At 63.6% G+C, this 18,410-nt stretch carries 18 protein-coding genes and 1 tRNA gene; 12 read left to right on the forward strand and 7 right to left on the reverse strand.

Annotation, left to right across the window (positions count from 1 at the left end):
* Positions 1 to 46: 46 nt before the first annotated feature.
* Positions 47 to 184, reverse strand: coding sequence for a hypothetical protein (locus ACCC94_RS10325; protein ID WP_413349326.1), 138 nt, complete (start codon positions 182 to 184; stop codon positions 47 to 49).
* A 268-nt stretch (positions 185 to 452) separates the two neighbouring features.
* Here ACCC94_RS10325 and ACCC94_RS10330 point away from each other — a divergent pair, with 268 nt between their 5' ends.
* The 8 genes from ACCC94_RS10330 (at position 453) to ACCC94_RS10365 (ending at position 6,528) form a co-directional block, all read left to right on the forward strand.
* Positions 453 to 1,529: a DUF2157 domain-containing protein gene (locus ACCC94_RS10330; RefSeq protein ID WP_413349327.1), complete on the forward strand. Its 1,077-nt coding sequence runs from the start codon at positions 453 to 455 to the stop codon at positions 1,527 to 1,529.
* Entirely contained in the window at positions 1,526 to 2,359 is an 834-nt protein-coding gene (locus ACCC94_RS10335; RefSeq protein ID WP_413349328.1) for a DUF4824 family protein, read from the forward strand. Before ACCC94_RS10330 ends, ACCC94_RS10335 begins: the two co-directional genes overlap by 4 nt.
* Before the next feature lie 96 nt (positions 2,360 to 2,455).
* Positions 2,456 to 2,671, forward strand: a complete 216-nt coding sequence (locus ACCC94_RS10340) for a cysteine-rich CWC family protein (protein ID WP_413349330.1) — start codon at positions 2,456 to 2,458, stop codon at positions 2,669 to 2,671.
* Positions 2,671 to 3,366 (forward strand): pseudouridine synthase, encoded by a 696-nt coding sequence (locus ACCC94_RS10345; RefSeq protein ID WP_413349331.1) that lies wholly within the window; start codon positions 2,671 to 2,673, stop codon positions 3,364 to 3,366. Before ACCC94_RS10340 ends, ACCC94_RS10345 begins: the two co-directional genes overlap by 1 nt.
* A gap of 207 nt (positions 3,367 to 3,573) precedes the next feature.
* On the forward strand, positions 3,574 to 4,626 hold the full coding sequence (locus ACCC94_RS10350) for a L,D-transpeptidase (protein ID WP_413349332.1): 1,053 nt from the start codon (positions 3,574 to 3,576) through the stop codon (positions 4,624 to 4,626).
* A 375-nt stretch (positions 4,627 to 5,001) separates the two neighbouring features.
* On the forward strand, positions 5,002 to 5,748 hold the full coding sequence (locus ACCC94_RS10355; protein WP_413349333.1) for a murein L,D-transpeptidase catalytic domain family protein: 747 nt from the start codon (positions 5,002 to 5,004) through the stop codon (positions 5,746 to 5,748).
* 142 nt (positions 5,749 to 5,890) lie between these two features.
* Positions 5,891 to 6,142 carry a type II toxin-antitoxin system Phd/YefM family antitoxin gene (locus ACCC94_RS10360; protein WP_413349334.1) on the forward strand — a complete coding sequence of 84 codons (252 nt, stop codon included), beginning with the start codon at positions 5,891 to 5,893 and terminating at the stop codon, positions 6,140 to 6,142.
* Positions 6,142 to 6,528, forward strand: a complete 387-nt coding sequence (locus ACCC94_RS10365) for a type II toxin-antitoxin system VapC family toxin (RefSeq protein WP_413349336.1) — start codon at positions 6,142 to 6,144, stop codon at positions 6,526 to 6,528. The genes ACCC94_RS10360 and ACCC94_RS10365 overlap by 1 nt, the downstream gene beginning before the upstream one ends.
* 10 nt (positions 6,529 to 6,538) lie before the next feature.
* Here the strand turns inward: ACCC94_RS10365 and ACCC94_RS10370 are convergent, their stop codons facing one another.
* Together ACCC94_RS10370 and ACCC94_RS10375 are read right to left on the reverse strand one after the other, a co-directional pair.
* Complete coding sequence (locus tag ACCC94_RS10370) at positions 6,539 to 9,412, reverse strand: HD domain-containing phosphohydrolase (RefSeq protein WP_413349337.1); 2,874 nt, start codon at positions 9,410 to 9,412, stop codon at positions 6,539 to 6,541.
* A 3-nt stretch (positions 9,413 to 9,415) separates the two neighbouring features.
* Positions 9,416 to 10,249, reverse strand: coding sequence for a substrate-binding periplasmic protein (locus ACCC94_RS10375; RefSeq protein ID WP_413349338.1), 834 nt, complete (start codon positions 10,247 to 10,249; stop codon positions 9,416 to 9,418).
* Positions 10,250 to 10,749: 500 nt separating this feature from the next.
* Here ACCC94_RS10375 and ACCC94_RS10380 point away from each other — a divergent pair, with 500 nt between their 5' ends.
* Together ACCC94_RS10380 and ACCC94_RS10385 are read left to right on the forward strand one after the other, a co-directional pair.
* On the forward strand, positions 10,750 to 11,643 hold the full coding sequence (locus ACCC94_RS10380; protein ID WP_413349339.1) for an alpha/beta fold hydrolase: 894 nt from the start codon (positions 10,750 to 10,752) through the stop codon (positions 11,641 to 11,643).
* A gap of 151 nt (positions 11,644 to 11,794) precedes the next feature.
* Positions 11,795 to 11,868, forward strand: a tRNA-Gly gene (locus ACCC94_RS10385).
* A gap of 181 nt (positions 11,869 to 12,049) precedes the next feature.
* Here ACCC94_RS10385 and ACCC94_RS10390 read toward each other — a convergent pair.
* The gene (locus ACCC94_RS10390; protein ID WP_413349341.1) at positions 12,050 to 12,865 is read right to left on the reverse strand and encodes a hypothetical protein; all 816 of its coding nucleotides are present in this window, start codon (positions 12,863 to 12,865) and stop codon (positions 12,050 to 12,052) included.
* A 395-nt stretch (positions 12,866 to 13,260) separates the two neighbouring features.
* Between ACCC94_RS10390 and ACCC94_RS10395 the strand changes: the two genes are divergently transcribed.
* Positions 13,261 to 15,111, forward strand: a complete 1,851-nt coding sequence (locus ACCC94_RS10395) for a diguanylate cyclase (RefSeq protein WP_413349343.1) — start codon at positions 13,261 to 13,263, stop codon at positions 15,109 to 15,111.
* A 2-nt stretch (positions 15,112 to 15,113) separates the two neighbouring features.
* Here ACCC94_RS10395 and ACCC94_RS10400 read toward each other — a convergent pair whose 3' ends face one another.
* Positions 15,114 to 15,617, reverse strand: a complete 504-nt coding sequence (locus tag ACCC94_RS10400) for a Bro-N domain-containing protein (RefSeq protein WP_413349345.1) — start codon at positions 15,615 to 15,617, stop codon at positions 15,114 to 15,116.
* 511 nt (positions 15,618 to 16,128) lie between these two features.
* On the opposite strand from ACCC94_RS10400, the gene ACCC94_RS10405 reads away from it, so the two are divergent.
* On the forward strand, positions 16,129 to 16,599 hold the full coding sequence (locus tag ACCC94_RS10405; RefSeq protein WP_413349347.1) for a hypothetical protein: 471 nt from the start codon (positions 16,129 to 16,131) through the stop codon (positions 16,597 to 16,599).
* A gap of 44 nt (positions 16,600 to 16,643) precedes the next feature.
* On the opposite strand, the gene ACCC94_RS10410 is transcribed toward ACCC94_RS10405, so the two are convergent.
* Together ACCC94_RS10410 and ACCC94_RS10415 are read right to left on the reverse strand one after the other, a co-directional pair.
* The gene (locus tag ACCC94_RS10410; protein WP_413349349.1) at positions 16,644 to 17,861 is read right to left on the reverse strand and encodes a cytochrome c biogenesis protein DipZ; all 1,218 of its coding nucleotides are present in this window, start codon (positions 17,859 to 17,861) and stop codon (positions 16,644 to 16,646) included.
* A gap of 94 nt (positions 17,862 to 17,955) precedes the next feature.
* Positions 17,956 to 18,228 carry a DUF2790 domain-containing protein gene (locus ACCC94_RS10415; protein ID WP_413349351.1) on the reverse strand — a complete coding sequence of 91 codons (273 nt, stop codon included), beginning with the start codon at positions 18,226 to 18,228 and terminating at the stop codon, positions 17,956 to 17,958.
* Positions 18,229 to 18,410 lie beyond the last annotated feature (182 nt).

Genomic DNA, 18,410 nt, shown 5'->3' on the forward strand with positions numbered 1-18,410 from the left:
GGTGCCGGGGCGGCCGGAGCCCGGCGGGCTCAGGGGCAGGTCCAGCTCACCGTCGGTGGTCCGGCCGCGGGCGGGGCGGGCGGCGGGGGGGGGGGGGGGGGGGGGGGGGGGGGGGGGGGGGGGGGGGGGGGGGGGGGGGGGGGGGCGTCCCCCCCCCCCCCCCCCCCCCCCCCCCCCCGCGCAAGGTCGGCGAATAACCTGTTCCAGGTTATTCGCCCTGCGCTCCTGTAAAACCGACAGCTTTTCGTAGGAGCGAGCTTGCTCGCGAACCAGTCCCCGCGGCGTAGGCCGTTCGCGAGCAAGAACCAGGCGCCCCCTCGCTCCTACCGATACTGCTGCATCATCGGTGTATGAGCGCTACCGCCCCACGTGCCGCACCGAGGCCATTCGCCCATGGAACCCATTCGCGCCACCAGCTAGAGTCGAGGCATCACCCGCCGCAAGGACCGGTCATGCCCGACCTCAGCCACCAGCAGGCGCAGCAACGCGTCAACGATATCCTGGCCTTCGACCGCGAGCTGCGCCGTCTGCACGACGAAGGCGCCCTCGTCCTCGATCCCACCCAGCGCGATCGCCTGCACGACCACCAGCAACGCCTGCTCGCCGACTACCGCGCGCGCTTCGATATCGACCGCGACAGCCAGGACCACCGCCTCTCCCTGGGCATGCGCATCGCCTCCTTCCTCGGCGCGCTGGCCCTGGCCGCCAGCCTGTTCTTCCTCTTCTACCAGTTCTGGGGCCTGTTCGCGGAAACCGCGCAGGTGCTCATCCTTATCGCCGCCTCGCTGGTCAGCCTGCTGCTGACACTCTTCCTGCAACGCCGCGACGCCTCCGGCTATTTCGCCCGGCTCGGCGCCATGCTGGCCTTCGCCTGCCTGGTGCTGAACGTCGTGATGATCGGGCAGATCTTCAACATCACGCCCTCGGACAAGGCCCTGCTGCCCTGGGCCGCCTACGCCCTGCTGCTCGCCTACACCTGCAACACCCGCCTGCTGCTGGCCGCGGCGCTGATCTGCGTGATGGGCTATGTCGCCGCGCGGGTCGGCACCTGGAGTGGCGTCTACTGGCTGGACGTGGGCGAGCGTCCGGAAAACTTCTTCCCCGCCGCGCTGCTGATCTTCCTCGTGCCCTCCTTCATCGCGCAGGCCCGCTTCGACGGCTTCGCCGCGATCTACCGGATATTCGGCCTGCTCGGGCTGTTCCTGCCGATGCTGGTGGTGGCCAACTGGGGCGGCGGCAGCTACCTGCCGCTGGCCTCCGCCAAGGTGGAGAGCCTCTACCAGGTGCTGGGCTTCATCGCCTCGGCGCTGGTCATCTGGCTCGGCGCACGGCGCGAGTGGCCCGAGGTGGTGAACACCGGGCTGACCTTCTTCGTGATCTTCCTCTATACCAAGTTCTTCGACTGGTGGTGGCAGGTGATGCCCAAGTACCTGTTCTTCCTCGTGCTCGGCCTGTGCGCGGTGCTGATCCTGCTGGTGCTGCGCCGCCTGCGCCGCGCTCACGGCTTGCTGGGAGGAACTTCGTCATGAACTGGACCCGCACCCATGCCCTTGCCGCCGGTGTCGGGCTGATCCTGCTGGTCAACGCCGTGGCGCTGGGCGGCGTCGCCTGGAACCGCTCCGGCGAACCCGACAGCGTATTACCCCTGAGCCAGCGCGAACTGCAGCGCAACAGCTCCTGGCACAACGAGAACAGCGGCCTGAGCCTGCGTCTGTACTGGCGCACCCCGACGCGTGACGAAAGCACGCGGCACAACCGTGGCTGGCTGCCAGCCATCGATGCCAGGAAGATGGAGAAGCTCGGCTTCGCCATGCCCGCGCAGGTGGACGACGACAGTGCCCCGCGCTTCGGCCGTCAGCAATCGCGCGACGCGTTGCTGGTGCTGGAACTTGACGGCCCGCTGTACCAGCGCGAGGTGCAACTGACGCGCAAGCGCCTCGACGAAGCACGCCTCGCCGCCGATGCCGCACCACAGAACGCGCGCCTGGCGGATGAACGCGACTTCATCCGCCGCGAACTGGACAGCGAAGAGAAGACCGACACGCGCCTGTTGCTCAAGGATGTCGGCCTGGACCTGCAAGCGCTGCGCGCCCAGTACCCCGACCGCCGCCGCTACCTGATCGTGCACGGTCGCGTGCGGCCGATCTCCAACTACTACCAGCACGTCTGGACGCTCGGCGGCACCGCCAGCTCCGTCGGCACCGACAGCATCAACGTCCCGCACCTGTGGCGGGAGCGTCTCGAGCGCGTCCTCTCGCACCCCGCGCGGACTGCCGATGGAAGCGCCCAGCCCTATGTCGCCGAAGTCGCCTTCGGCCGCCGCCTGGAGCCCTGGATCGACGGCATCCGGATACCCTGACCGGGGCCCGCCGCGCCGATCCGAATCCGCTTGCGCGATGCGGGTCGGCGCTGCACCCTGTGCGCCCGCCTCACCATTCTTCCGCCCCGCCCGGCCATGAACGACCTCCGCCCCGATCCCAGCCGCTGCCCGCTGTGCGGCCAGTCCAACCGTTGCACCCAGGCCGACCCGGCGCTGCAGGGCCAGAGCTGCTGGTGCTTCAGCACGCCCATCGACCGCGAGGCGCTGCAGCGTATCCCGCCGGAGCTGGTCGACCGTGCCTGCCTGTGCCCGCGCTGCGCAGCAGGGCTGAAGGATACCGGGGACACCTGATGCGTCTGGACCGCTTCATCGCCAACCTGCCGCACCTGAACCGCCAGCAGGCCCGCCAGTTGCTCGCCGAAGGCCGCCTGCGCGTGGATGGCCAGGTGGTGCGCGATGCTCGCCACGAGGTGCGCGAATTCTCCCGCGTGGAGCTGGACGATGAGGTGCTGCAGGCCGGCAAGCCGGCGCGCTACTTCATGCTGCACAAGCCTGCCGGCTGCGTCAGCGCCACCCGCGACGCCGAGCACCGCACCGTGCTCGACCTGCTCGACGAGCCGGACAAGCACGAACTGCATATCGGCGGCCGGCTGGACTACAACACCACCGGCCTGCTGCTGATCACCAACGATGGCCAGTGGTCGCGGCGCATGACACTGCCAGGGCGCAAGCTGCCCAAGGTCTACTACGTCGAGACCGAGGACCCGATCGAGCAGCGCTACATCGAGACCTTCGAGCGAGGGCTGTACTTCGCCTTCGAAGACCTCACCACCCTGCCCGCGCAGCTGGAAATCCTCGACACCCGCACCGCCCGCCTGACCCTCCACGAAGGCCGCTACCACCAGGTCAAGCGCATGTTCGGCCACTTCCAGAACAAGGTGATCCGCCTGCACCGCGAAAGCATGGGCAGCCTGCAGCTCGACCCGGCCTTGCAACCGAGCGAGTACCGCGCGCTGACGACGCAGGAGATCACCGAGCTGGCGTGACCCGCCCTTTTGTAGGAGCGAGCTTGCTCGCGAACATTCCTGTCGGTGGGTTTGGTAGGGGGCGGTTCGCGAGCAAGCTCGCTCCTACAATTCGAGTCACGTTCAACGTTCGGAAAAGACCTACGCGCGCCGTTCAGCCCGGCGGTTTGCAGCCTGCCTGGACGCTTGGCTAAGCTGCCAGCCATGTCCGCGTCCCAAGGAAAGGTGATGAAGAAACTCTCGGTTGCCCTGCTGATCGCCCTGAGCGCCAGCGTGGCCTTTGCCAATCCGGGCAAGCCCTCGCCGCTGTCGAACCTGCAGGCCGCGCTGAAGACCCTCAAGCCCGGCCAGTTCCTCTGGTACCCGGAAATCTCCCCGGCGGGCCCGGTCACCCTGGTGGTCAGCCTCACCGAGCAGCGCGCCTACGTGTACCGCAACGGCATCGCCATCGGCGTGGCGACGGTGAGCACCGGCAAGAAGGGCAAGGAAACACCGACCGGCGTGTTCTCCATTCTGCAGAAGAAGGTCGAGTACCACTCCGACCTCTACAACAGCGCGCCCATGCCCTACATGCAGCGCCTGACCTGGGACGGCATCGCCCTGCATGCCGGCAACCTGCCCGGCTACCCGGCCTCCCACGGCTGCATCCGCCTGCCCATGGCCTTTGCCAAGAAGCTCTACGAGGTCACCGGTTTCAGCACCACCACGGTGATCATCTCCGATGCCAAGAGTTCGCCCGTGGAGGTCTATCACCCCGGCCTGCTCGCCCCGATCGTCAGCGACGGCCGCCCCGCCGGCCCGCACGACGACAGCGGCATGGTCGTGCCGTTCTGGAGCGACCCGGGCGCCGAAAAGGGCCCGGTGTCCGTGCTGGTCAGCCGCGCCGACCGTCGCCTCTACGTCTACCGCGGCGGCCTGCAGATCGGCACCGCGCCGGTGGCTTTCGAGCATCCGGAGGAAAAGACCGGCGTCGCCGCCTTCTCCCTCATGGAGAAACCCTCCCAGGCTGAAATCGACAGCGAGAGCCCGAACCTGCGCTGGACAAGCGTGCAGGTCAGCGACCCGCAGCGCGGCCTGACACCCGCCGAGCAACTGGGCAAGTTCAGCCTCGACCGCGAGTTCCTGCGCAATCTGCTGGCCAGCATGGACGTGGGCAGCACGCTGGTGATCACCGACCTGCCGTCCACCCGCGATATGCGCAGCAACCCGGACTTCACCGTGATCACCACCAACGACCGCCAGGCTGAGCAGAAGCCGGTCAAGAACCAGAGCGTGCAGTAACGCGATGAACCGGGGCGGCATCGAAGCGCTCCGGATTTCTCCTACAGCGTCTTCGTCCTTCCACTGCACCGGCCTCTTCCTGCTGCCTTCAGACTGGCTGCACTCACCCACGGACAGACGGCCTCAAGTCAGCCGTGCAAGCAGCCGAAGAATCTCGAAACACAAGGAGTCCAGGCGCCTGTCCGGGGTGAGCTCCTTTCGTCCTCGCCCACGCAAACCGCTGCGTCGGGGCTTTCCATCCCACCGGGAAGTTCGTAATTACCGACGGGCGGAACCATACTTGATTAAAAAACAACCACATCACTGGTCAAAAATCGCGCACAATGCGGCGTTTCCCAGAAAAAACCATATCGATTCAACGGGAATGTTGTATTCATGCTGACTTTCTTGAAGTTACGGGGGTTCTTCCGGATTTCGCTCGCCAGTGCCGCGCTCTTCGCGCTCGGCAGCTGGCAGACCGCGTCCGCCGCCCGCCTGCCCACGGCCGAGGAACTGCACCGCCTCGCGCCGGCGACCAACACCGAAACCTTGCGCCTGGCGCTCAACGCACTGCAGTGCGCCAGCACCCAACTCGGCGGCCAGAATCAGTTGCTGACGGTGATCGACTACTCCAAGCCGTCGCGCGACAAGCGCCTCTGGGTCTTCGACCTGAAGCAGCGCAAGCTGCTGTTCGAGGAGTGGGTCGCCCACGGCAAGAAAAGTGGCGACGACATGGCCACCTCCTTCTCCAACCGCCCGGAGAGCAACCAGTCCTCCATCGGCCTTTACCAGACCGGCCAGACCTACAGCGGCAAGCACGGCCGTTCCCTGCGCCTGCTGGGCCTGGAGCCGGGCTTCAACGACAACAGCGAAGAGCGCGCCATCGTCATGCACGCCGCCGCCTACGCCGACCCCAAGGTCGTCTCCGGCCTCGGCCGCCTGGGCCGCAGCTTGGGCTGCCCGGCGGTGCGCCCGCAGGTGGCGCAGCAATTGATCGACACGGTGAAGAACGGCAGCTACGTATTCGCCTACTATCCGCAGCAGGACTACCTGAAGACCTCGCAGTTCCTCGCCGGGCAAAGCTGCACCGTGGCGAAGAACCCGCAGATCAACCGCTACGCCACCAACCTCGCCAAGCGCTGATCGACACCTGCTTCGCCCAATGCAAACCGCCGGCATCAGCCGGCGGTTTGCATTCTGGATTGTCCCCTCCCGGTCTGTGAGCTAGCATCACGCAAGGTTAGTTCACTGGGTTAGCTAACCCGCCAACTGTCGAGGCGAAACCGTGAGCACTGATATTGAAATCGTGAACATTCACGATGCCAAGACCAACCTCTCCCGCCTGGTCGACCTTGCCAGCAAGGGGCATCCCTTCATCATCGCCAAAGCCGGCAAGCCCCTGGTGAAAGTCGAGGCAATCGATGAGAAGCCCAGGAAACGCATCGGCGCGCTCAAAGGTCTCTATCCGGCGGTCGAAGACATTGACGCGCCCTTCGCTGACGACATCGCCAAGCTGTTCAACGGCGAGGCCGACTGATGCGCCTGCTGCTCGATACCCACGTTCTGCTCTGGATACTGACCGACGATGCACGGTTGCCTGGTGACGTGCGGTCGCTGATCCTGGCCGAAGACGCCGAGCTGTTCTTCAGCGCGGCGAGTATCTGGGAAATCTCGATCAAGAACGCGCTGAAACGCGCAGACTTTCCTTATGACCCCAGCATCGTGCGCAAGGCTCTGCTGGACAATGGCTACGCAGAACTGCCAATCACCGGCGAGCATTCCGTCTTCGTCGGCTCCTTGCCCGCGCTGCACGCCGATCCCTTCGACCGCATGCTGGTCGCGCAGGCCAATGTGGAGGGTATGCTGCTGGTCACCCACGACAGCAAGCTGGCGGCTTATCCGGGGCCGATCCGCAAGATCTGATTCGAGCCAGTCAAGCCTTCACCCCATCAAGGATTCCCAGGATCGCCCGCACATCCACGGCGTCCATCTGTTCGGGGTTGAGGAAGCGCTCTCCATACTCGAGGTAGACACCCTGGCTGATGAACAGGCGGAACAGGTCGGCGTCGATGTGCTGGTCGCGGGCCATGAAGGCGAGGATCTTCAGCGACTCGGACAGCGTCTTCGGCGCCTTGTAGGGGCGGTCGGCGGCAGTCAGCGCCTCGAAGATGTCGGCGATGGCCATCACCCGTTCCGGGATGCTCATCTGCTCGCGGGAGAGTTTGCGCGGGTAGCCGGTGCCGTCCATCTTCTCGTGGTGGTTGGCGGCGATGGTCGGCACACGGCGCAAGTGGCGCGGCAGCGGTAGCGTGGTGAGCATCATCAGGGTCTGGACGATGTGCTCGTTGATCTTGAAGCGCTCCTCGTCGTTCAGTGTGCCGCGGCGGATGCCCAGGTTGTACAGCTCGCCATAATGACTGGCGTAGGGCGGCAGGCGCATGTCGAAGCCCCAGATGTTGCGCGGATCGTCCTTCACCACCGGCGGCTTGCGCTCGCCCCAGGGCACGCGGTGCTCGGGCTTGTCGGCGAGGAGGAACTCCTCCGCTGGCAGAGGCCGCTCGGGGCGGCCCTGCAGACGCTCCGCCTCGTCGTGGGAGATGCCCAGGCGGTCGTCGAAATAGCGCAACCAGCGCCGCTCGCCGATCTGCTTGAGGCGCTCGATGTCCTCGTCCTTCATGAATTCGCCGCCGACGTTGGCCTGGGCGACGAAGGCGTAGTCGTCGCGCAGCGATTCGTGCAGCGCGTCGCGGCGGGCGGCGAGCAGGCCGATGTCGTTGCCCTCGGCGATGCCCCGCCAGTAATCCAGCTCGATGTCGCGCCAGATCACCTCGAAGCGCGTGCGCACCTCGTGCAGGCGGTTGTAGAGGGTCTCCAGCTTGGTCGCCTTGTCCACCACGTACTCGGGGCTGGTGATCTTGCCGCAGTCGTGCAGCCAGGCGGCGATCTGGAATTCGTAGCGCTCCGCGTCGCTCATGGTGAAACCGGCGTACTCGCCGTCGCGCGAGTCGATGACCTTCTGCAGCAGCAGGTCGGCCAGCTGCGGCACGCGCTCGCAGTGACCGCCGGTGTAGGGGCTCTTGGCGTCGATGGCGTCGGCCAGCAGCTTGATGATGGCGTCCAGCAGGCGCTGCTGGGCTTCGATCAGCTGGCGGGTCTCGATGGCCACGGCGGCGGCGCCGGAGAGCTCCTCGACGAAGCGCTTGAACGGCTTGCGCGGCTGCTGGCTGTGCGCGCCCTCCTCGGCCAATTGCAGCACCAGGATGCCCAGCAGTTCGTCCGAGCGATTGCGCAGGGAAACTTCCAGGTACTGGCCGCGATTGGCCAGCGCCAGGTCCACCCGCTCGGCCAGTTCCGTTTCGGTGAAGCCTTCGATCAGCATGGATTGCGGATATTGCTCGCCGCTCACCGAGCAGGCCAGGCGCAGGCGGCACTCCTCGTCGTCCAGCAGGTAAACCGCCCCGCCCATCACGGCGGTGGCCTCCACCAGTCGCGACAGGACGCCTTCGAGCATGCTCTCCAGGCGCGTCTCGCGGCTCAGGGTCAAGGTGATCGCCTGGAAGTTGTGGATGGTGCGCGACATACTGCCCATCACGCTGCTCAGGTCACGGACCTCGGCGATCTTCGACTCGACTCCCACCGGCCGGGCGAAGTCGAAGGCCGCCAAGGCACCGACCTGGTCGGCCAGCGCGGTCAGCGGGCGGGCGATGCGTCGGCCGATGTACCAGCCGATCAGCAGCAGGACGACCAGCAAGGTGCCGCTCCACAAAGCCTGGTTGAACAGCAGCTGGCGTGCGCCGGCCAGCAGTTCGACGGCCGGAATGGCGATCAGCACCTTCACCTCGTTGGTGGTGAAATTCGACAGCGGCACCCAGATGCCGTACCAGTCCTGGCCATCCACCTGGTAGGACACCGGTGTGCCCGCGGGTACCGCTTCGGCGTTGAGCTGGCTCAGGCTCGGCACCTTCAACTCGGCCAGCGTGGCCAGACGCAGCTCCTTGCCCTCGTGAATCATCAGCTTGCCCAGGTCGGGATAGGCAATCACCGTGCCCTTGCCGTCGACCACGGCCAGTTCGGTATTGGCGGTCTGTCGCAGGTCGCCCATCTCCCCGCCCAGGTCGTTGACCGATGCATCCATGCCGATCACGGCGGCGCCGTCGACGCTGCGGTGCGCCAGGGTCAGGCCGATCTCGCGGGTGGTGAAGAACACGTAGGGCTGGGTCAGCACCGTCTTGCTGGTGAGGCGCGCCTCGTTGTACCAGGGACGCTGTCGCGGGTCGTAGTTGTAGTCCGGCCTTTCCTGCACGCGCAGCAGGCGAAGTTCGCTGTCATAGAAACGCCATTCGCCGAGCAGCCCGCCCTGGCCATTGAGCGTCTGGCTCTGCACCAGGTACTTGGCCGCGTCGGGCGCCTGCAGGGTTCTGCGCACCTCGGGCACCCGCAGCGCGCGAATCAGCAGGAACTCGCCGTTCGGGTAGCCGATGTACACCGCGCTCAGGGTGCGGTTCGCACGCAGGTTTTCCACCAGCATCGGCAGGCGGTCCAGGCGCGCCGGCAGGTTGTCGGTCTGCGAGATGGGGTCGTGGGTGAGCAGGCGCAGCGCGCTTTCCGCCGGGTCGATCAGGCGGCGAATCCGTTCGTTGATGGTCGAGCCCAGTTGGCTCGCCGACTCCCCGGCCGCCGTCACCAGCGCGCTCTCCACGCCGCGATATCCCTGGATCAGCAACGCCCCCGCCAGCACCAGCATGCTGGCAATGATGGCTCCGGCCACCAGCAGTTGCAGCGGAATACCCCGTTCGAATGCCTTCATCCCTTACCAGCCTCTGTCCGTGGAGCCGTAGCGATAGCCGCTGTCGAGCAGTCCTTCCGCCACCGGTGGCGGCACATTGTTACGCATGATCCGGGCCAGGGTGCCATCCAGCCACAGCGTCTCCATCAGGCGCATCCATTCGGCACCTTGCGCCGGGGTGAAGCGCTTGCGCGAAAGCATCAGGTTGTGGGGTGTCGCCGGCCCCGGCATCACGTCTATCACATGGAAGCGTTCGCGTTGACGACGATCGCTCACCGCCCCCTCGAGATTCATCTCGTGGCCGATCACACCTTCCACATCGCCATTGAGCAACGCGCTGAAGCGCATCGCATCGTCCTTGTATTCCACCACCCGGCCTTCGGCGCGGAGGATACGCAGCATGCCGTCGATAAAGGCGCCATGGCGGTACCCGGCGATCACCCCGATGCGGGCGCCGGGCATGTCGTGGAAGGCTTCCAGGCTGTTCATCTCGCCCAGGTCGTCGCGCACGATCAGCTTGTTGCGCAGGTACAGATACGGCAGCAGGTAAGTGTAGGTGCGCCGCTGGGGCGTTGCGACGCCGCTGGTGCCCATCTGCAGCTCGCCGCTCTCCAGCTGGCTCCAGATTTCATCGCGCGGACGGATCGAGGTTTCGAACCGGCAGCCGGTGCGCTTGCCCAGCTCGGCGATGAGGTCCGGATCGATGCCCACGTCATCATGGAAGAACACCACGTTGCGGGTATAGGCGACGGTAATGGGCTGCTCGCAGCCATAGCGATCCCCGGCCAGGGCAGCCGCACACAGCCAGGCGGCCGGCGCCAGGGCCAGCGAGGGAAGGAAACTTCGATGAAGTGCCATGAACCCGCTCCGCACGCGGTATCGGCCTCAGGGGGAGCACGGCGAGATCGCTCGTCTTCGGCAGGGGGCGTTACAGCTATCACAAGAGTGTAATCCGGCTTCACCAAAGCGCCGGACAATCGCAAGGAGAAATGTCATTTCGTCGGATTTAGGCGAAACGATGTGACTCAAGCGCCCAGTGGCGGTTGCGGGTATCGGACCACCCTGCTTAACTCTGGCTCAAGCGTGACCGCCGAGTCACGCAGCGTAGCCAACAATGATTTTCGCGGCAGCCGTCTCCCCAGCCGCACCTTCCCCGCCTGATCAAGAGCCCGAATCTGCGCCCTCACCGGTGCCGGACCATCTGTCTTTTGATGTCTTAACCAGTTGAAAATCAAGAATTTATTAACTTTCGTCGAGTGACATGAAGCTGTCACGCCAAGACGCTTTCCTCTGCCTGGGTACTTTCTTCGCATCCGATCTTGGGTGCGCACCATGACCTGCGTCTGGAGGAATACGACATGAGGCCGGAAACCGCCGTCGTCGAGATTCAGCAACATCGGGTACACACGGAGTTTCATGTCAACAGGGAAGCGCGCCAGACCATCATCCTGGTCAACGGCTCGCTGGCGACCACCGCCTCCTTCGCGCAAACGGTGAAATACCTGCAACCGCACTTCAATGTCGTCTGCTACGACCAGCCGTATGCCGGCCGGTCCAAGGCGCACAACGACTGCCGCGAATTCATCACCAAGGAGTACGAGGCGCAGCTGCTGCTCGGCCTGATCGAGCACTACCGCGCGGACGTGGTGATGTCCTTCTCCTGGGGCGGCGTCGCCACCCTGCTGGCCCTGGCCGAGCGCCCGGCGCGGATCCAGAAGGCGGTGATCAACTCCTTCTCGCCGCTGCTCAATGCCTCGATGCTCGACTACCTGCACCGGGGCCTGGACTACCTGTCGGCCTGCGACCGCACCCAGGTCGGCAACCTGGTGAACGACACCATCGGCAAGTACCTGCCGCAGCTGTTCAAGCGCTACAACTTCCGCCACGTCAGCGGCCTCGACGAGCACGAATACCGGCAGATGCACTTCCACATCTGCCAGGTGCTCAAGCTCAGCGCCGACAGCTACATGGAGAAATTCGCGGCCATCGACATCCCGCTGCTGTTCATGAACGGCGAGCTGGACATCTACACCACTCCGGCCGAGGCCAAGTTGTTCCAGCAACTGATCCCTGACTGCGAGTTCCGCACCATCCGCAACGCCGGCCACTTCATCGACGTGGAGCACAAGAAGGCCTGGCAGGACACCCAGGACGCCCTCCTGAGCTTCCTCCAGCCCCAGCGCCATCCGGTCCTGGCCAACCCGTACCTGCCCAGCAGTCAGGGCGTGCCCATCGCCGCCATGGTGGGCTGATGCAGCTGCGCAAACAGCCGGGGGCCGGCCCCAGACCTTCCGCCCCCGGTTTTTCCTTGCGCCTTCCTGTTCGCAACTGCGCTCCGCTCGACACGCCTGACCGCTGAAGGCTTCACTAAGCCCCGCCCTTCTGGTAAAAAGGCACCCCCAAGCGGGCGTCGTATAATGGCATTACCTGAGCTTCCCAAGCTCATGACGAGGGTTCGATTCCCTTCGCCCGCTCCAGAACACCCTGCCGAACCCCTGAAATGCCTAGCGTTTCGGGGGTTTTGCGTTTGCGGGGGGGGGGCGGGAGGTATCGAAGAAGTGTCGAATCAGGCCGGGGCTACAACGGAAGAGCGCCTGTTCCATTTTTCCTCGGCATAGCTGTGAAGCCAGGAAAAAGTTCTATAAGGCGCTTTTTCATCTATTTTTTGAGCTGCGTGCTTGTCTGCTGACCGGCTGCGGGAGGCTGAGTTTCGTTGCCTTGGGAGGGAGATAGTGAAAGTCTCTCTCCGAAGGCCGGAGCTTTTGTGCTTTCTGTTATTTGTTGCTTTGTCTTTTCTTGTATTGATGCTTTTAATAAATTTCGAATCCCTGTTGGCGTGCACCGACTTATATACGTATTCAGGTCCGATACTGCGAGATCAAGAGAGTCTATTCTGTCTGGCCAAGAGCCTGATGTTGCTGTGACCCGCTTCAGTATTTCTCGCTTATCTTGCACCTGCGCTGAAGCCACAAGCTCTTGTAGTAGTCCAATATCTGTCGATGCTAGAAATGCAGTGTTATAGGCATCAAAGGATGAGGATGTAAATCCAAATGCTGAGCCTACTGCCCCAGTCGCAGCCGAACCTGCATCCGCTAGACCAAGCATTGCAGTGGTAAGGCTTCCTGCTAGGGTGGTCTGTTTCTGCGCATAGTCTCTTTGTGCGCGAGTCCAATCAATTCTAGAAAAATAATCGCTGCACTGCAGGTCAGTATAAGTCATACCGCTTTCGAGAAACTTACGCAAATTAGCTGGCGTCGGTGATGTCTTTGCCTCTTTATAGGAAGCTGAGAATCTATATCCTTGAGAGCTAAGTAAAGGCTCGTCTGGCTGTGGATTCTCAACCTTTATTGGGCCATCTATTAAAGGGTTCCTATCGTTATAAGGTGTTTGTAGGGAGGGGAAGTTACTGCAGCCACTGATAAATAAAGTTATTAATAGAAAATAGAATTTTTTTTGCAATTCGTTAGCACTCATATTCCATTCTCCTTGAGATTTTTGGGTCCTAAAGGCAATTACCAAACGACAACCTTCCTTGGTCAAAAGACTCACGACTGGCGCACAAGGCCGCACTGGATGGCATATTGCCATCCACATAAAAGTAGACGGCTGCTAAAAGAATGTCGAAAAAGTATCAAAATCACCGGGCCGGATAGCTACACAGTGAAAGGTAGGAGAGCGCCAAGATTGCAGATCGAGCGTGGTTACGAAGCAACGGAACGCCAAGACTGGGTTTCGATTCCCTTCGCCCGCTCCAGAATCCCAAGCAAAAGCCCCCGGCAGCGCGAGTTGCCGGGGGCTTTTGCGTTTTTGGCGTCGCCAAAGCCCGTCTTGTAAACTCCGTGGAACACCTACATCCCCGGACCCGCCGCATGCCCGCACTCGCCTCGCACCGGCAATTCCTGTCCTGGCTCCTGATTACCCTCCTCCTTCTATTGATCCGCCCCGCCTGGGCCGATCAGGTAGTCGACGCTGCCAGCGTCACCCAGCAGCCGCTCACGCTGACCACCTACGTCTCCATACTAGAAGACCCGACCCGCAACCTGACGCTGGCAGATGTGCAGTCCCCCGAGCATCAGGCGCGTTTCAAGGGCGACCAGCCGCCAGGGAGTTCGCTGGCGATGGGCTTCACTCGCTCGGCCTTCTGGTTGAAGTTGCAGTTAAACAACCCGAGCGATGTGCCGCTGCAGCGCATGCTGGTGGTGGAAAACCCTCGCGTATCCCATGTGCAGGCGAATATCCCGCAGGCGGATGGTTCGTATAAAACCATCAACACCGGCAGCGACGTGCCGCAGTCCAGCAAGGTCTACCCGAACCGCAATTTTGTCTTCCCGCTGAACCTGCCGGCACGGTCGGAGCAGGTGGTGTACCTGCGGGTGGAGTCGAGCATCGGTTTGCTGGTGCCGCTGCAGCTGTGGCCGGTGAAGGCGTTCCACGCCTATGAGCGCGACGACTACACCGGCAAGGCGTGGTACTTCGGCATCGCCATGGCGATGATCCTGTTCAACCTGATGCTGCTGTTCGCCCTGCGCGACCCGATCTATCTGCTCTACGTGGTTTTCGTCGGCTGCACGGCCTCGGCGCTGGCGATCAAGAACGGGCTGGCGCCGGACTGGTCGATCGTCGGCGTGCCGCTCAACTCCAACATCGTCTATTACTCCGGCGTGTCGCTGGCACTCGCCGCGCTACTGTTGTTCGCCCGGCGGATGATGCAACTCGACCGCATCCTGCCGCGCCTGGACTGGGTGTTGCGCGCGATGATCGTGCTGTACCTGCTCAGCCTCGTCGCCTACGCATTCGTGCTGCCCTATGTGTCCCGCGCCGGCATCCTGCTGAACTTCGCCACGGCGGTGGTACTGCTGGTCGCGGCCATCGTCTGTGCTTTCAAGCGCCAGCGCAGCGCGTTCTTCTTCCTCGCGGCCTTTGCGTTGCTGATGCTCGGTGGCGCAATGACTTCACTGCGCGCCATGGGCATCGTGCCGACCAACCTGTTCACCGTGGACGGCCTGCAGCTGGGCTCGGCGATGGAAATGATCGTGCTGGCCTTCGCTCTTGCCGACCGTTTCAACGTGATGCGTCGGGAGAAGGCGCGGGTGCAGGAGGAGTTGATCCGCACGCAGCAGCAGCTTGTGGATAACCTGCGCACCTCCGAGCACGAACTGGAGCTGCGCGTTGCCGAGCGCACCGATGAGCTGCGCGAGTTGAACAACCAGTTGGAAGCCATGAGCCTGACCGACGCGCTCACGGGCATCGCCAACCGCCGCCGCTTCGACCAGGTACTGGAACAGGAATGGGGCCATGCGCGCCGTTCGGGTGAGTCGCTGGCGCTGGCGGTGGTCGATGTGGACTGGTTCAAGCGCTACAACGACCACTATGGCCACCCGGCCGGCGACGCCTGCCTGCGCGCGATTGCCCAGGCGCTGGCGACGACGGTCAGCCGCTCGACCGACCTGGTGGCGCGTTACGGCGGAGAGGAGTTCGTATTCCTCGCACCGATGACCGACTTGGCCGGCGTGCGCGGCATGGCGGACAAACTGCTGCAGGCGGTGGAAGCCCTCGCTCTGCCCCACGAGCTTTCGCCGTTAGGACGGGTTAGCGTGAGCATCGGCATTGCAGCAGCGGTACCGGGGCAGGAAGCCTCTGCCGAGGCGCTGGTGGCAAGGGCGGATGCGGCGTTGTATGAGGCGAAGAAGCTGGGGCGGAATCAGGTGGTGGGCAGTTAGCTTCAATCGATTGGCCGGTCGCCACGCAACTTTCCCAACCACCCACCGACACCCGCCGAGATCGTGCTGAACTTCGGCACGTCATCCCAGGAAATCCACAGGCGCCCCTGCCAGTCGAGGACCGTCACCCGGTCGGAGCGCCAGCTCATCTGGACGCGCCGGGGACGTTGCGGATCGACCCGCCCCTGGTCACGCAGCAGTGGGATCACCTCGTCCGACAACCAGCGCGCCACCGTGCGGTACTCCGCATGGCCGTAGCGGATCAGTGCCTTGTACAGCGCCGGCTCGTTGATGACCTCGACCTTTTCCTCGGTGCCCCGGGCCTGCAGCAGCCAGACGGTTCGCACCTTATCGCCCGACACCTTCCCCGCCAGGCTCTGCGGATGCCGCAGGCCGAGCAGCCGCGCGAAGTCTTGCGCCACGATCCAGGGCTGGTCGTCGATCAGCACGCCGCGCAGATGGTGGTTGTTACGCGTGAAGGTTGTGGCGGTGTAGAGATCATCCATGGCTAGCCTCCAGGGCTGGAAAGAGCGATCCATTGCTTCGAGTCGCCAAGCTCGAGAAGGGTGGGCTTTCGAAAGGGCGAGCGGATGCGCAGGCGCGAGGCTTCCCGTTCGAATGAGGTTGGGTCAGTATTCAGCGTCCTGCAGGCAGCAATATCCAGCGTAACCTTTACGCAAATATAGCCGACTGCGTAAATATTACTCCAATTGAATTTTCGCAGAATGGATGCCGTACGAGATAGAGCACTTCTATTAATCAAGAAGCTAGGGCCACGCCGCCTCAGTAACATGGGCGGGAAGAACTACGATCGCTGGCGAAACATTAGCAGCGAAAAAATCCGAATTAGTACTGTCGAAGTCGGAGTTCTCGCAGAAGCATTTCCCGAATACGCCTTGTGGCTGGTCAGCGGTCGCGTGGAGCCTCAGAACGGGCACATTAGCCCGGACGATCTGGAGAGTCCGGTTGATACCGACTAGCTGATCCAACTGAGGGAAACCGGCAATGCGACAAGGAATGACTGATCGCGCGCTGGGTCTGCTATCACAGACCAGCCTGAAAGACTTGGCAGAAGTGAACAGCAAGGAGTACGTCCGCTGGCAGAGCATCAAGCGAGGACGAGCGCGCTTTGCGCTGGAAGAGCTGGAACAATTGCTAGAGCTTTATCCCCAGCTCCGATGGTGGGTGCTTACCGGTGAAACGCTGACAGCGACTGAACAGACGCACCCTACTACCCGCTGCAACGACCAGCCAGCGGGCGATACATCGGCTGACAGAGCACGCGCCCTGATCAAACTGCTAGGTCCCAGAAAGACCAGCGCACATGGCGGCAGCTATGAGCGTTGGAGAAGTGTCAGCAAAGGCGCAGTTCGAGTGAGTAGCGAGGAAATCGACGTCCTGGTGAAGCTTTATCCGCAGTACGCGCTGTGGCTGGTCACCGGAAAAAAAACGGTGGATATCGAGCAGAAACGCCCGGATGAACTCTAAGTGAAAGGCCCAGATTTAATGGGGCCTTTCATTTGAGCCCAGGATCAACCCGCCTTCACCCCATCCCTCTCCTTCAGCAACGCCTGGATCACCTGCTCCTGCTCCTCATACCCACCCTCGCCGATCGACAGGTGGCGAATCCGCCCCTGGGCGTCGATGAAGTAGTGCGCCGGCCAGTACTGGTTGGCGAAGGCGTTCCAGATCCGGTACTGGTTATCCAGCGCCACGGGGTAGTGGATGTCGTGCTGTTTCACCGCTTCGCGGACATTGGCCGGCACGCGTTCGTAGGGGTACTCCGGGGTGTGCACGCCGATCACCACCAGGCCCTGGGCGGCGTACTTCTTCGCCCAGCCGTTCACGTACGGCAGGCTGTGCTGGCAGTTGATGCAGTCGTAGGTCCAGAAGTCGACCAGCACTACCTTGCCACGCAGATCGCGCAGGTTCAGTTCCGGGCTGTTGATCCACTCCACTGCGCCTTGCAGTTCCGGCGCCGGGCCAAGGTCGGGCAGGCGTTCGGCGCCGTGGGCCATTTCGCCGGGCATCAGGTGGCTGATCAGCGCGGGTACGCCGTCGATGACCTTGCGCTCCAGGCTGTTCACCAGCGTGGATGAGCTGCCGGAAGCCAGTTGCGCGCTGGTGCCGCTGGCGATACCCACCACCGCCAGCAGGGCAAGCACGCCGGTGGCGCGGCGCAGCCCTTCGATGACGGCCATGCGCGGCCGCAGGTGCTGCAACAGCCGGCGGCCGGCAAACAGCACGACGCCCAGCACCGTGGCGCTGCCCAGGCCGTAGGCGAACAGCAGCAGGCTGGTCTGCGCGCTCGGCCCTTGCAGCATGGCGCCGGAGAGAATCAGCCCCAGCACCGGCCCGGCGCAGGGTGCCCACAGCAGCCCGGCGGCGAATCCCAGCACCCAGGCGGAAAGCGCCGGCGGCATACGCCGGGCCTTGCCGTGCAGACGATCACCGATCCACGCCCAGGGCTTGGCCAGCCAGTCACTGAAAGGTGACCAGAGCAGCGCAATGGCGGAAACCGTCAGCAGCGTGAGGGCGAAGTAGCGGCCCCACTCGCTGGCGGCGATCACCCAGTTGCTGGAGACGCTCGCCAGGCTCGCCAGCACGGCGAAGCCGCTGGCCAGGCCGAGCAGCGTCACCCAAGGCGAACACGCCGGGCCGCCGGCGCGCTGCAGCAATAAAGGCAGTACGGGAAGAATGCAGGGGCTGAGCAACGTCAGCGCCCCGCCGAGAAAGGCGATGAGCAGCATGTTTACCTCGGTGGGCGGTCAGCCCGTACGGTCGCAATGAATGAGCGCCGGGGAGATCAACGCCGCAGCCGTCCATGGCCGCAGCCCCGGGCTATCAGCCGCCCTCGTTGCAGTTGGTGGCGAACTTGCGGTAGGCGAGGCTGTGCGGCTGGCCGTTGGAATCCAGGTAGTCCATGCGGGCGTTGACGATGCCGCAATCGAACGGCGAGGCGTTCTCTTCATGGATGGCCAGGACGCGCTTCACGTCCAGTTTCTGGCCGTAGTGGTAAGTCTCGGCGGGCTGGGAGTCGGCAGCCTGGGCACCGAAGCTGGCGAAGGCGGCGATGGCAGCGAAGAGGCAAGCGTTGGCGATCTGGATGGCTTTCATGGGGGTTCTCCTGTCCTGTGTCGGGTTTGGCCGGCGGGGGCTGAGTGCCTCGCCGTTGGTGCCCATTTCACGTTCAGGAGGTATCGGGCTTGTGTCGCGCAAGGCCCGGGTTTGCCGCGCCGGGTATCGGCGGCGGCTCTGGATACAGTGGAATACAAAGGACGGCAGGCAAGCGCGACGCG

This window comes from Pseudomonas sp. Pseusp97 (assembly GCF_047304025.1).
GTDB lineage: Bacteria > Pseudomonadota > Gammaproteobacteria > Pseudomonadales > Pseudomonadaceae > Pseudomonas.